This is a genomic window from Flavobacterium sp. C4GT6 (assembly GCF_036347315.1).
Lineage (GTDB): Bacteria > Bacteroidota > Bacteroidia > Flavobacteriales > Flavobacteriaceae > Flavobacterium.
Window position 1 is genome coordinate 287,999 of the sequence record NZ_JAZGZU010000004.1, and the last position, 14,400, is coordinate 302,398.

The 14,400-nt window shown below is 38.6% G+C and carries 14 protein-coding genes; 3 read left to right on the forward strand and 11 right to left on the reverse strand.

Going from position 1 to position 14,400, the window contains the following annotated elements:
• Positions 1 to 606 carry a hypothetical protein gene (locus V3Z67_RS07545; RefSeq protein ID WP_330442720.1) on the forward strand — a complete coding sequence of 202 codons (606 nt, stop codon included), beginning with the start codon at positions 1 to 3 and terminating at the stop codon, positions 604 to 606.
• Between the two features lie 47 nt (positions 607 to 653).
• Here V3Z67_RS07545 and V3Z67_RS07550 read toward each other — a convergent pair whose 3' ends face one another.
• The 4 genes from V3Z67_RS07550 to V3Z67_RS07565 all read right to left on the reverse strand — a co-directional run bounded on the left by V3Z67_RS07550 (position 654) and on the right by V3Z67_RS07565 (position 3,946).
• Positions 654 to 1,451, reverse strand: a complete 798-nt coding sequence (locus tag V3Z67_RS07550) for a type 1 glutamine amidotransferase domain-containing protein (RefSeq protein ID WP_330442721.1) — start codon at positions 1,449 to 1,451, stop codon at positions 654 to 656.
• An 88-nt stretch (positions 1,452 to 1,539) separates the two neighbouring features.
• Positions 1,540 to 2,100 (reverse strand): Crp/Fnr family transcriptional regulator, encoded by a 561-nt coding sequence (locus V3Z67_RS07555; RefSeq protein ID WP_330442722.1) that lies wholly within the window; start codon positions 2,098 to 2,100, stop codon positions 1,540 to 1,542.
• A gap of 2 nt (positions 2,101 to 2,102) precedes the next feature.
• On the reverse strand, positions 2,103 to 2,828 hold the full coding sequence (locus tag V3Z67_RS07560; RefSeq protein WP_330442723.1) for a porin family protein: 726 nt from the start codon (positions 2,826 to 2,828) through the stop codon (positions 2,103 to 2,105).
• Positions 2,829 to 2,875: 47 nt separating this feature from the next.
• The gene (locus V3Z67_RS07565; RefSeq protein WP_330442724.1) at positions 2,876 to 3,946 is read right to left on the reverse strand and encodes an AI-2E family transporter; all 1,071 of its coding nucleotides are present in this window, start codon (positions 3,944 to 3,946) and stop codon (positions 2,876 to 2,878) included.
• 150 nt (positions 3,947 to 4,096) lie between these two features.
• On the opposite strand from V3Z67_RS07565, the gene V3Z67_RS07570 reads away from it, so the two are divergent.
• Together V3Z67_RS07570 and V3Z67_RS07575 are read left to right on the forward strand one after the other, a co-directional pair.
• Positions 4,097 to 5,869, forward strand: coding sequence for an ATP-dependent nuclease (locus tag V3Z67_RS07570; protein ID WP_330442725.1), 1,773 nt, complete (start codon positions 4,097 to 4,099; stop codon positions 5,867 to 5,869).
• A 75-nt stretch (positions 5,870 to 5,944) separates the two neighbouring features.
• The gene (locus V3Z67_RS07575) at positions 5,945 to 9,364 is read left to right on the forward strand and encodes a hypothetical protein (RefSeq protein ID WP_330442726.1); all 3,420 of its coding nucleotides are present in this window, start codon (positions 5,945 to 5,947) and stop codon (positions 9,362 to 9,364) included.
• Here V3Z67_RS07575 and V3Z67_RS07580 read toward each other — a convergent pair.
• From V3Z67_RS07580 to V3Z67_RS07610, 7 genes are all read right to left on the reverse strand, one after another.
• Entirely contained in the window at positions 9,361 to 9,849 is a 489-nt protein-coding gene (locus tag V3Z67_RS07580) for a hypothetical protein (RefSeq protein ID WP_330442727.1), read from the reverse strand. The genes V3Z67_RS07575 and V3Z67_RS07580 overlap by 4 nt on opposite strands.
• A gap of 78 nt (positions 9,850 to 9,927) precedes the next feature.
• Positions 9,928 to 10,482 carry a YceI family protein gene (locus V3Z67_RS07585; protein WP_330442728.1) on the reverse strand — a complete coding sequence of 185 codons (555 nt, stop codon included), beginning with the start codon at positions 10,480 to 10,482 and terminating at the stop codon, positions 9,928 to 9,930.
• A gap of 6 nt (positions 10,483 to 10,488) precedes the next feature.
• A complete protein-coding gene (locus V3Z67_RS07590) occupies positions 10,489 to 10,848 on the reverse strand; it encodes a cytochrome c (RefSeq protein ID WP_330442729.1) in 360 nt (119 codons plus the stop codon).
• Between the two features lies 1 nt (position 10,849).
• On the reverse strand, positions 10,850 to 11,692 hold the full coding sequence (locus V3Z67_RS07595; RefSeq protein ID WP_330442730.1) for a DUF5777 family beta-barrel protein: 843 nt from the start codon (positions 11,690 to 11,692) through the stop codon (positions 10,850 to 10,852).
• A gap of 5 nt (positions 11,693 to 11,697) precedes the next feature.
• Entirely contained in the window at positions 11,698 to 12,093 is a 396-nt protein-coding gene (locus V3Z67_RS07600) for an OB-fold protein (RefSeq protein ID WP_330442731.1), read from the reverse strand.
• Positions 12,094 to 12,312: 219 nt separating this feature from the next.
• On the reverse strand, positions 12,313 to 13,374 hold the full coding sequence (locus V3Z67_RS07605) for a phytase (RefSeq protein ID WP_330442732.1): 1,062 nt from the start codon (positions 13,372 to 13,374) through the stop codon (positions 12,313 to 12,315).
• Positions 13,371 to 14,351, reverse strand: a complete 981-nt coding sequence (locus V3Z67_RS07610; protein ID WP_330442733.1) for a metallophosphoesterase — start codon at positions 14,349 to 14,351, stop codon at positions 13,371 to 13,373. The genes V3Z67_RS07605 and V3Z67_RS07610 overlap by 4 nt, the downstream gene beginning before the upstream one ends.
• Between the last annotated feature and the right edge of the window lie 49 nt (positions 14,352 to 14,400).

The window sequence follows — 14,400 nt, forward strand, 5'->3', positions numbered from 1 at the left end:
ATGAAAAAAATACTGCCGGCTTTCTCCTATATATTCCATCCGTTGTTTGTATCGGTATATGCTGCGCTGTTATATTTTTTATTTGCCCATCAGTATTTTTACAGCTATGAAATTATACTGGTAAGTGTACAGGTGCTTATACTTACCGTACTATTACCCATATCCATATATTACCTCCTTCATTCACTGGGACTGGTACACTCTACCATGAAGCTGGACAAGAAGGAGCGTAAAATTCCGCTCATTATACAGGCACTACTGTTAGGCATAATGCTTTATCAGGGATTTGGCAACACCACTATCCCAGAGCTATATTATTACTTTGCAGGCTACCTCATCAGTACAGTGTTGGCAATAGTAATGATATTGTTTAATCAAAAATCCAGCCTGCATATAATGGGCGTTAGTGCGCTTACCATTTTCCTGATAAGCCTGTCCCTGCACTTTCACCTTAGCCTTAACTACACCATTGCCTTTTTTATACTATGCACAGGTTTTACGGCCTCATCAAGGCTCTATCTAAAAGCGCATACACCAAACGAACTGCTACAGGGGCTACTTATAGGCATTGTACCACAAATAGCTTTATGGCACTGGTGGCTATAAAAAAAGCGGACTTTATAGTCCGCCTTATAGAATTCGCTTTATATAATTTAGTTAAGCTCTTTTAGTATCGCTTCCCCAACTCCTTTTGCCGATTGCGGATTTTGACCTGTAATAAGTCTGCCGTCTACAGTTACATGAGGTTCCCACATTCCTGATTTCTCAAACTGTCCGCCACGTTCAATAAGTTTGCTTTCCAATAAGAACGGAACCACCATTTCAAGGCCTACCGCTTTTTCTTCCTCATTGGTAAAACCATTTACTTTTTTACCGCTTACCAGATACGATCCGTCTGACAGTTTTATGTTTACCAGTCCGGCAGGACCATGACATACTGCTCCTACTATTCCGCCATCTTCATATATCTGTGCGGCTATTTTTGTCAGTTCTTCATTATCCGGTAAATCCCACATAGCACCATGACCACCTGCATAATAAATAGCCTCATACTCTTTTGGATTTACCTGAGACGGAGTCATTGTGTTTTCAATTTTTGCATGGTATTCCTCATCCTCCCAAAATTTCTTATTCACCTCATCATTCAGGTCAAAACCATCTACCGGAGGGTTCCCTCCTTTTGGGCTAACAAAATCAATAGTATAACCTGCTCCGTGTAACACCTCCCACGGGTGTGCTACCTCGGCAAGGTAATATCCTGTAGGTTTACCGGTATCACCTTTTTTATCATGACTGGTCACAACAAACAAAATCTTTTTCTCGGTTTTCTCTGCTGGTTGGGTTTCTTCTTGTAGCTGGGCATCTGCCTCATCCTTTTTCTCAGTTTCCTTACAGGAAGCAAACGAAAGTGCTAAAACCAGAAAAGCGGTTTTAAAAAGTACTTTTTTCATGGTAATATTTAATTAATTAACACTGCAAATTTACTGCCCTGCATTTGCACTACACAGGACATACATCACATTTTTATAACTAAAGGAATTATGCGAGCCTGCTTAAGGTTTCGCGCGTCACACCCAGATAAGCCGCTATAAGCGTTTTAGACACTCTTTGATGCAATGACGGATATAAACTCATAAACTGCTCATAACGCTCTTTAGCATCGTTATTAAGCAACGAGAGAATACGCCTTTGTAAGGCGACATAACCGGAGTTTGATTTCTTTCTGAAAAAGTACTCCATTTTATGGAGCGCCGCACAAAGCTTATCCTTATCATCAAGGGTAATACAAAGCAATTTGGTATCCTCAAGACAGTCTATATCCAGTTGTGCCGGAGTTTTATGCAGCAATGCCTGATAATCGGTTACCCACCAGTCTTCCATAGCAAACTGCATGATATGGTCTTTACCCTCATCATCAGTATAAAAAGCCTTTACGAGTCCGCTAACCACAAAATATTCGCAGTTTACAGTATCACCCTGCTTTACCAGAAAATCTTTTTTTTGAAGTTTTTGGGACTTAAAATAAGAAAACACAATATCAAATTGCTCATCTGTTAAAGGAACTATTTCCTCGATATGTTTTCTTAAAGCCTCTTTCATATTTACAATATATAAAACATTAGCCCAATATTAAAGGAACTCAGCTTTAATTCTTCTCCCTGTTTGGTATAGGCATTTTTATAAATCGGGGTAAAGGAATAAGCTGCATAAAAGTTCCATGTATTCCACCCTGCCGAAACATAAGCTGTAGAAATCCATTTATTCACATCGGGGTTATGCTGTATTTTTATTGTGCCTTCATTGCTTTCAAATTGAGAACGGTCGTTTAACAAATAACTCACCTTAAACCCTGTATATATCCTCCAGAATTTATGACTGGTCATTGTAGAGTTTCTCCATCGTAGTTCTATAGGCAACTCTAAGTAATGGAGTACCAATTTGTTTTTTGAAAAATCACTATCAGACACAACCTCATATGCTCTACCGGTAATTTCCCTTTCTGTAACTTCAGACACTTTCAGGTTATGCTTTATATTGGTGTAGGAGTAGCCCAAACCAATGGCCACCGCCCTGTTTCTTGCCTCATTAAGCGGAATATCCCTTAAAAAACCTAATGTAAGTCCTGTAGAGAATGAGTTTTGCGAATACTGCTCGGCTTTACCGTGAATAAGGTTATAGGAAACGGAAGCATAAAACTGATCTTCCCTGTATAACGGATCGGGAGTCAGCAGGCTATCCGACTCTACAGCAGCATTATCTGTTTCATTAGTTTGCGCCAGTAATGGAAGAGTAAAAAACAATAACAGATAAAAACAGATTATTCGCATGGCATGAATAGGTTATTTATACAAAGATGCAAAAGTTTATGGATAGTTTATTTATGCTGCTTTATAATTTTACTTTTTCCTTTATCATCTCCGTTACTCAGTAAAAAACTATAAGGTTTTAATGGCTTAACATGCATAAACACCACATTTATGATTCCTAATATAGGTATAGAAAGTATCATTCCTATTATTCCCCACATCATGCTACCTACCACAACTGCAATAATTGTAATAAACGGATCGAGGTTCACATTATCGCCCACCACATAAGGTTCAAATAGGTATGACTCTACAAACTGCGCAACAGAGAAAGTCACCACAATACCTATTAAGGCTGTGGTATCTCCATCGGCAACATAACCTAATCCAATAGCAATAAGGAAACCTATAATATTCCCAATATAAGGAATTATAGAAAGTAATGCTGCCAAAACACTAATGATGATAAAATTACTAACTCCAAAAACTGCCATACCCACAGCATAGATTATCGTTAAAAATATCATCAGTATAAATTTACCATACAGGTAACCCTGGGTAATTTTTATAGCCTGACTAAGTACATCATCCACATCATCTTTGTTTTGTTTTTTAAAGAGCTTTACAAAAAACTGCCTGAACTTTTTACGATAGTTGAGTAAAAAGAAAACATAAACAAACGTAAGCAGATAATCCCCGCTAAAGGAGTACAATCCATTTATAAAACTGATAGCCTGTTTCCCCATATTCCCTGTAGCCTCATTTTGTTGTTTGGCTATATCTTCGGGACTAATGGGGGTTTTCTCATAAATGTAGTTTTCCAGTTTTTCAATTTGGGGCATTATTTTTTGCCTTGCTTTATCCCAGTCGGCCACAAAGCTCTGTATCTGTATTGAGATAAGCGCTACAAAACCTACACTTACCAAAAACAGCAAAACGGTATTGATAAGCGATGACAGCATACGATTTATTTTCCACGATTCCAGTTTCCGGGCAACGGGCAACATTAGCAGTGCCAGTATAACAGCCGTAAGCAAGGGAGCCAGCAGGGGTTTGGCTTTAATAAGCCCTGCGGTTAAAAAATAAATACCTACTATGAAAACAGTGCCGGTGTATAGTATTTGTTTACCTGAAGTCATGAAATGTAAGTTTTTCTTTAAAGATAAAACTTACATCTTTAACACTATCAAAGTTTTAGGAAAATTTAATATTTGATGGTTGTAATGCTAGGTTAAAAACATTAATAAATAAAAAATATTATTTTTAACAAAACTTCAAAACCATACCTTATGCAAATTTATGATATCACTATAAAAAATTTTAGAGGAATAAAGTCTTTAACGAACTTAAAAGTTGGAGATATAAATTCATTCGTTGGAAAAAATGACTCTGGAAAATCATCTATATTAAAAGCTCTTGACGCTTTTTTTAATGAAAAATTTAATTCTAATGATATTTTTCAAGGAAAACATGAATCTGAAAAAACAGAAATAAATATTAGATTCACACCTAACCCAAACACTCATCCTTTAGCTCTAGATAATGACCAAAAAGTCTCATTGACAAAAATATTTCATTACAGTACTTCAGCACGACTATTAAAAGAATTTTACTATACCTGCTATGATATAAATGACGAAACAGTGAATAATTGCTGGGGAAACAAAGAGTCAGAAATAAATAAATTCATGAGTATATTAGGCTTAGAATTCTCTAAATCAGGAAGGGGAGTAACTAACCTATCAAAAATAGAACAAATTGACAATAACACTAAAAATCTTGGACGCGCTTTAAAAACATATCCCGCTGAAGAATACATAAAAAATATAAAAAAGCTTGATTATTTTGAACTACCTGAATTTTCACTTTTTGATGCCGAACAAGATCTAAATATAGGGTCAACAAACTTCCAAAATCAATTTAAACCAATTGCTAACAAATCATTAGACGACAATAAAAGACTTACTACAAAACTGGAAAGAAGAGTTCAATCAGATTTAGAAAAAGAGTTTACAATAATCACACAACTCATGCAAAAAAATGTTCCTGATTTAGAACTTATAAAACCATCTGTCAATTGCAACTGGAATAATTTAGTCAAGTTTGATTTATCATTAAAGTTCAATTCTGACAGCTATGAAATCCCTATCTCAAATAAAGGTACAGGCTTTAAAAGATTATTAATGGTTGCGTATTTCGAATACTTGGCACAAAAAAAAACAAAACAATACCAAATTTTTGGAATTGAAGAACCAGAAACATTTCTCCACCCTGAGTTACAGCATGACTTATTAGATTCAATAATCAGCTTATCTGACGATAGCCAATTCTTTATAACCACTCATTCACCTATATTCGCTGGAGCAACTAAAAGCTCAAATATTATTGTTGTAAAAAAAGAAAATGAAATATCTAAATACTTCAATTTTGAAAATGAAAACCATATACTAGATGTAGTTATCTCTGAATTAGGAATACGCCCTAATTATAACTTATTAAATGAAAATTACAGAAAAGCTGTGTTTGTCGAAGGCAGTGGTGATATTCAATTTTGGAATATTGCTTTAAAAAAAATTACAGGAGCGTTACCTGATGACATATTATTTATTCCTTGCGGCGGAGATCAAGTTGATTTTTATGTAAATGCAACTCTATGCAAAAAAATAAACCGAAAATTCCTTTTTATCTTAGATTCAGACAAAGGAGCTATTGATTATGAAGCAAAAGTTAAAAATAAATCAAAACTCAAAGAGGAAATTGAAAAATCAGGAGGGGAACTATTAATTTTACACAAAAGAGAAATAGAAAATTACTATTCAAAGGATGCTATACAAAGATTATTGGGAGATAAAAAACTACCTCCTGAGTTTAAAATAGAAGATTACAATGATGTAAAAGAAGAAATAAAAAACAATGTTATTGAACCGTTGAAAGTAAACTTCAAAACCAAAAATAATATTGATATTTTTAATGAAATGAGTAGAGACGAGTGGATAAATTCAAGTTTCAAAATCGGAAGCACTACAGATGTTGAATCTATAATCCAAAAAAAACTTGAATAAATCAAAGTCCCTATATCTCCTTAAATCTTCCCTGTAAATACACTACTTTTGCTTTTTTAGAGTTATACTCTTGTGATGCTGAGATATAGGTTTTTAATGGCGTTATTGTGTTTGGTTTCCGCGGTTTCCGGTCAGGAAACAAACGGCCTGTTTAAAAACCGGAAAATAGCTCCCGTAACCGACACCATACAGATAGACAGTGTTAGCATAAACAATGCTTTTTTTACACTTAAAGACAGGAACGGAAAAGATATAGACACCACCTTATACCATGTAGACTTTAAACACAGCACACTGGTTTTTAAAAATGGGTATACTCCGCAGGACACCCTGTTTATGCGCTACCTGAGCTACCCTGAATACCTAACCAAGAAATACAGCATTTATGACGATTCCCGTGTGGTAGACAATAATGCCACCGGAACCCAAAACCTGTACCGTGTAACACGCGACCCGCTCAATACCTTTAAACCGTTTGACGGACTCACCACATCGGGTAGTATAACCCGTGGTATAACCGTAGGTAACAACCAGAATGCGGTGGTAAACTCCAACCTTGATTTACAGATTACAGGAAAACTATCTAACAAAGTAAGCCTGCGCGCTTCCATACAAGACAGTAACATCCCGCTACAGGAAGGCGGTTACTCACAAAAACTGGATGAGTTTGACCAGATTTTTATAGAACTCTTCAGTGATAACTGGAGCATACGTGCCGGAGATCTTTTCCTTGAAAACAGGCAGTCCCGCTTCCTTAACTTCAATAAAAAGGTTCAGGGTATATCTACCAACTTCTCTTTTGGGGATGATGATTCTAAAACCACCATTTTTGCCGCCGCCGCACTGGTAAGAGGCCAATATGCCCGAAGTACTTTTACCGGACAGGAAGGCAATCAGGGTCCATATAAACTACGAGGTCCTAACGACGAATTGTACATACTGGTAATATCGGGTTCAGAAAGGGTTTTTGTAAACGGAATACTATTGGAACGTGGCGAAAACAACGACTACATTATAGACTATAATGCCGGGGAAATAATATTCACCTCACTGTTCCCCATAACCAGTGAAATGCGTATTAATGTGGAATACCAGTATACAGTACAAAGCTATACCAGGCTGCTTACCTATGGCGGTATTACCCACGAGGAGGAAAAATGGAGCATTGGCGGATTTGTATATTCTGAAAACGATATTAAAAACCAACCCCTGCAACAAAACCTTACCGAAGAACAGGTAGAGATACTAAAACAGGCAGGAGATAATAACGACCAGATGATTGCCCCATCGGCTTATCTGGATAGTTATTCAGAAAACAAGATATTATACCGCAAAACCCTAATTAACGGTGTTGAGGTTTTTGAATATTCCAATAACCCTGACGATGAACTGTACAATGTACGCTTCACCTACCTTGGTGCTAATACGGGTAATTACATACTGGCAAGTTCGGCAGCTGTGGGACGAATTTTTGAGTATGTGCCTCCTGTTAACGGCATACCACAGGGAGACTACGAGCCCGTTATCCGGCTTACGGCTCCACAAAAAATACAAATCGCTACCGTATTAGGTAAATACAATCCAAGCGAAAAAACGCTTATCGATTTTGAGGCCGGCATGAGCAACAACGACCTCAACATGTATTCGTCGCTTGATAATGACGACAACAATGGTTATGCTGCAAAAATAGATGCCAAGCAACGCCTGTACACCGGTAAGTGGGAATTGGATGCCTTTGCCAACTATCAGTTTATCCAAAAAGATTTCCGTACCGTAGAGCGCTTGTTCAATATAGAGTTTAATAGAGACTGGAACCTTAACGGCATTACTACTACAAATGGTAACCAAAGCTACCTTACAACCGGAACCACATTCAGGCTACCGCAAAAAGGACAGTTTAATTACCAGCTTGAACAACTGGATTTTTCGGGCAGTTTTACAGGAACGCGCCACGTGGTTAACGGACGTTTTACCTTTAATAATTTCCTGATACAAAACCAGGGTAGCTGGCTGGACAGTGACAGCGATTATGCCGCATCAGAATTTATACGAAACGAAGCCCTTGCCAAATATCATTTTGGCAAAAACTGGGTAGGCGGTACAGTAAGAGTTGAAGACAACAGGGAACGACTTAAGGAAACAGGTCAGTTATCGGCATTAAGTCAGCGCTTTAATGAGCTTGGAGCTTTCGTAGGGCGTGGTGACAGTACTAAAGTGTATGTGGAGCTGGGCTACCTTCAAAGGGCTAATGATAGTGTTGTAAACGGTATTCTAGACAAGGTGAACACCTCCCGTTCGTACTACATGAAGTCGCGATTAATGAAAACCGAAAAAAGCGACCTGAGCCTTTTTGTAAATTACAGGAACCTAAAGTTTACCGATCCCGCTATAAAAAACGAACAATCGCTTAACTCAAGACTTTTATACAACGACAGGTATTTTGACCAGTTAATACAGGTTACCACTGCTTACGAAACTACATCAGGTACCATACCGCAACAGGAATTCACCTATCTGGAAGTTGAACCCGGACAGGGTACATACACCTGGAATGATTATAACAACGATGGCATACAACAGTTGGAAGAGTTTGAGGTTGCCCCATTCCCCGATCAGGCAAAATATGTTAGGGTATACCTGCCCAATCAGGTATACATACGTACTCACCAAAATAAGTTTTCACAGTCGGTTACCCTGAATGCCAACCAATGGCAAAACGAAAAGGGGTTTAAAAAACTGCTCTCCTATTTTTATAACCAGACCTCATTTTTAATTGACCGTAAAATAGAACGCAAGCCGGGAGCTTTTGACCTTAACCCGTTTGACAATAGTGAAGACGGACTACTGGGACTTAACTCCAGTTTTAGGAATAGTTTATTTTATAATCGGGGGAAACAGCACCATTCCGTTACGTATACTTATTTAAAAAACAGGGCTCGCACCCTGCTTAATGCCGGTTCACAGGAAAGCAAAAACAGTTCGCATCAGTTACAGTATGCCCATTTAATACAAAAACTATGGTTGTTAGGTTTTTCGGCACAAACCCTGCAATCTGACACCTATTCTGAAAATTACAGCAGCAGGAACTACGAAATAGGCGGATTCGCATTACTGCCTAAAATATCGTACATCTTTTCCAAAAATGCCAGTTGGGATCTTTTCTATGAATACCGAAGTAAAGAGAATAAAATAGGCGAAATGGAAACCCTATATCAACAGCGTGTGGGAACATCGTTTACCTATGCTTCAGACAGGCAGTTTTCCATAAACGGAGAGTTCTCCCTTTATGATAATGCCTTTACAGGTAACGAACTTACCCCCGCAGCCTACCAAATGCTGGAAGGTTTACAGGCCGGGAAGAATATTACATGGCGATTACTGCTACAAAAAAACCTTACACAGTTTCTGGATGTAAACGTAAACTATCAGGGACGTAAGAGTGAAACCAGTAAAGCTATACATACGGGCAATGTACAGCTTAGGGCTTATTTTTAATTAAAAGCGGCCTTTTCCTTTTCAGAAAAAGCATCACATTGCACTACATACTTCTTCGTGAAAACTTTAAGATCTTTAGGCTGTGCAGCATAATTAGCAATCAGGAAGGCTTTATCTTTTTTAATATCTCCGGTATATCCCGTAATCCACGGCACATTATCCTGAATATTTAAACGTAGCAGGCGTGCCTCGTAGTTTTTGGCATCTTTTTCAATCACCTCCTCCAGTAAGTCAGTCCCTCTATTAAAGTAACGGGTTTTAGTAAATAAACCCTTTTCATATTTAGCCATCAAAACGATAGAAGCCGCTTTGTATGCCAAAAGGGTAGTATTTTCATGACTGTTATCCAAATCTTCAAGCGAAGCATGAAACACAAGCGCACTTTCGGCAGAAACAGCAGCATCAATATACTGTTGCCTAACCGTTGCCAATTCTTTATCGGGTGCAATACATAACAGACACAAAAAAAGCCCTAATACTTTCATGAAGATCGTTTTAGGGCATAAAGATATGGTTTTTAACAATTAAACAGTTCTTAAAAACAGTTAACCGAAAGCTAAAGGCTATTCCTCCAGCAAAAAGGTATAGGTAACCTGTACCTCATCGGCTATTTTTTTGCTTACCACTTTTGGTACATCAATATCAAAGTCGGCAGGTTTTACCATAAAATTACCGACTACAGTGATGGTACTTCCTTTAACCGACACCATAGCAATATCATTAATTTTTTTGGTTTTTCCGTGTAGGGTAAGTTCACCTGTTAGGGTAAACTGTTTCGGTTTTTGCGAAAGTGCTTTCAGCGAAAACCCATCCAGCTTTCCTTTAAAAACCGCCTTAGGATATTTTGCTGTTTCGGCATAGCTCTCATTAAAATGTTCTTCCATAAGGGCAACCTTAAAACGGAAACCATTCATGAGTGCCAGTGCGGCAAGCTCACCGTTATTGGCATTAAGTATAGCCGATACATTTTTGTTTTCGGCAGCTACCTCCTCAAATGAAGGAACCGAAGCCTCAAACTTTATATCACCTGTTTTAGTGGCAAACTTTTGCGCATGAGAAACAAAGGGCATCATAGCTGCCACAAAAAAAAGGACGAAGTGTAAATTTCTAATTTTCATAGTAATTTAATTTTCAAGTAAACCATCGGTATTCCATTGCAGTATCACATTGATATTTGCCTGTGGCATCCTACCTGTTTGCGGCATTAGTTGCTGCTGTCCGTTTTGTAGCTGTATGCGCCCCAGCAAATCATGATTCTCTACCGCATCCTTAACCTGTGCATAGGTAAGCAGCGGCCTGAAAGAAGCCACTCCACCCGGAGCATGGCAGGACAAACAGTTATTATCTATAATCGTTTTCACATTAGCCGTATAGGTAACCGTACCCTCTATATTTTGCTCTTGGCTTATATCCTCATAAGTATTGGAGTCACACGAAACAAAAAACAACGCTAACAAACCTGTATATAAAATTGTATTCTTCATATTAAAAAACCCTGTATAAATTAAACCCAAAGAAAAAATCTCCCTTACCCCAATCGCCCGCCGCAGTGGTTACATAACCACCTTCTGTCATGGCCTGCGAGTTGGTAAACAACAACTGAAAAATGTGTCCGCCTGTTTCTAAGTCAAGTCCAACCGATAATGGATTCTGATAAAAATCAGGCTTATCAAAATTGTGTACATATTCCATATTAAGCGAAAGCCTTTTGGTCAACTTAAGCCTTCCCCCTGCTCCCAATGAAAACTGGTTATCGTTTTCCACATCAGGATTGTACCGATTTTTATGAATATACATAGGCACCATTTCCAGCGAAAGCCTGTCGGATATTTTTCGTGACACCAGTAACTGGCTTATATAGGTTAACCTGTCAGCAAACTCAATTTTAGGATAATCTTCCTTTTCCAAAAAGGTATTGATGTATATGGTATTGTAGCCAATAACTGTTACCGGAGCTCCGGTTGCCTGATTGGCAAGCCTGTACTTTACAGCAGTTTCATACACCTTTAAAAGGGTATGGCGTGAAGCACTAACCGAAAGCCATTCGTTAATACCATAGGCTCCACCTATTTTTGTGGTAGCCATATCCATCCCGAAAAATTCGGAAATACCGCCTTTAACCGAACCAAACCTATGGGATACCACAAAGTAAAATTCCTGTGCAGCAGGTATTTTTGTTGATTGCAGTGTTACAACCTGTAATCCTTTAAAAGCAGGTGTGGCATAATCCTGCGTCGAAACCGAGTCTATCTCGGCAAGTAAATCGTCCTGTGCTGAAACAGAAGACGCTACTGTAAGGCAAAATAGCAAGCCTAAAAAATTCTTCATTTGTATTATTGATTAATTGTACACTGATCCAGCTTTACCTCATCAAAAAGTTCGTCGAAGCCTATGCATCGTCCTTTTACCTTAATGTTTTTGCCCGGAATAATATTTTTTGCAGGCACATCAAAACTGCAATACACACCTGGATCAAGGGAAACCGAAATGCTGTCATTATCATTTACGTTTCCTATAACCACAATGGTTTTATTGAGGTACATTGAATCTGCGGTAGCAGTATTAGTTTGGTACTCCTCCACAATATCGGGGGCGGTTAGGGTATAGGCCGGTGCTTCGGCGGTTACATCTCTTGCCTCTTTGTACAAAAAACCGAAATAGAAGTAATAGGCCGCAGCCAGCACCAGCAAAATAACACCTGAAACGATTAATATCTTTCTGTTTTTCATATTGCAGATTGTAATATTTTTCTTCTCTCAAGGCTAAATTACCAAACCATATAATGAGAAAAGGGCAAGGAATAGTAAACCTAATGGCTGACTTAGTATTCCTGCCCTTTCACTTAGAATTTGTTTTTACTGCCCTTCACTTCAGGGTACAAAAAAAGGCCCTCTCACATTGGGCCTTTTTGTTTAGAAAGATTCAGATAGTCTCACATTTTATCTGTCTTACTGTTTTTTATTTTCATCTATTACTTTTTGGATAGTGTTCCAGTCGTAATAGTGGAAAGTCATACCGTTGCTCATGGCAACAAACATACCTTTAGGGAATTTACCTCCCAGGTTAACACTGGTAGCATCGGCTCCGTCACACTCTATAGTTGAGGTTGGCACCTCTGCCAGTAGTTTGTATTCGTTAGGATTTCCGTTAACACCCTCACGCGGGTATACCATAAAGGTATTTGCCTGCTGATTAGATATCAGTATATATCCGGTAGAATCGGTAGCCTTATATATTGCAATACCTTCGTGATCCTGCTTAAAGCCTTCCTGTCCAAAAAAGGCAAGCTCCTCATTTCCGCCTTCAGGAGCGGCATTGTATTTTCTTATACCTTTACCCTCGTCGCTATAATAAACTACTCCAAGCTCGTTATCTACAGCTATAGCCTCAATCTCTTTGTTACCGCTGTAGTTACCAAATTTCCTTACAACGTTTGCCGTTACAGTACCGTTATCGTTGCCGTTTAGCTGATACTGCCACAGGTAACTTCCCGAAGGACCGCTTTTTCTGCCTACTATAGCATAAATAGCCGTTACACTGTCTTTAGTTTGAGTATAAAGCGAAACTCCCATCGGGTCGCGCTCTGTTTCACCTTCAAAAACCTCGATACCGCCATTATCAATCGGTTCAAGTTCCGGCAGGCTAAATATCCTTATCTTGTTTGTTTCCCTTTCGGTCGTTACGGCAACATCTGTTTTTTTACCTGCTACCATAAGTCCGTATGCGATATCTACATTGTTAGGTCTTTTAAGGGTAACCGACTTTTTCACGATTTTCCCTTCAAGATCATACATATACAGTCCGCCATCGGTATCCTTATCTGTACCTACTATATAGCTTTTAGAAGCATCTTCCAGATTAATCCATATAGAAGGGTCATCAGTGTCGTGTGGTGTAGGTTGTGTTACTACAGCAGGCTTAACAGCGTCTTCCCTTACCGGGGCCAGCTTATCTCCGCAGGAAACAAGTGTAAATCCAATAGCTGCTGCAAATGTTATATTCTTTATCATTTTTTATTCATTTCTGTTTTGTAAATAATATCTCCGTGCTCGTTAACTAACTGCACCAGTAACTTTTTACCGGTTACAGAAAAGCACATAAACCCTGCCTGATTATCGGCAAAAAGGGTTCCTTCGCGCTCCCCGCTTGGTCTTACCTCACTACCTGCCCCCGAAAGGAACTGAGTAGTATAACGCCCCTTTGGTTTTACAACCTGCAGGTCGTGCTCGTGCCCGCACAGGTAAGCGTCTACTTTATACTTATCAAAAAAAGAAGCAAACTTTTTCTCAAAGGCTTTTGTATCGTCACTGTTTTTTCTTTTCCCTCCGCTATATAACGGATGATGTCCTACAACTATTTTCCATTTGGCATCGGTTTTTTCCAGTGTTTCAGCCAGCCATTTCCTTTGGGCTGTAGTGTCCTGCTTAATGATATTTTCATACATATCATTATCCTTTTTATAGTAACCGTCTATAAACGGATTGGTATCCATAACCACCATAAGCAGTTTGCTGCCATCCTTTAGTTTGAATGTCTCACTGTAATACGTATCGGGCATTTGCCAGCGACGGCTCACTTTTGTGTAATCTATCTGGGCCTGGATGTTACCATTGTAATCGTGATTACCCAGTGCCACATACCAGTTTTCATACAGCTTGGTATTGGTATAAATATCCTCAAACGAATTTTGAAGCTGAGGATCCTGCGTGCTCTCTATCCCGTTAGGGTAGAAATTATCACCTACAGATATGGTAAAATCTATATCAAGCGTTATGGCAGCAGCCCCCATTTGTTCGGCTACCGGTTTTTGATGGTATTGCCCGTGGCGGCCAAAATCACCCAGTACCAAAAAGTGAAGCGCATCGTCTTCCTGTTGCAGCTTTGGGATAAATTTTCCCTGATAACCTGATTCAGTTTCTTTTAAATATCCCTGTGCGCCTGCATTAAGGAAAGCAAAACACGCAATAAGTAAAACTATTTTTTTCATAAGCATTGATTAATGAGGCCGGCAAATTAATGCCGGCTCATTAAAATTA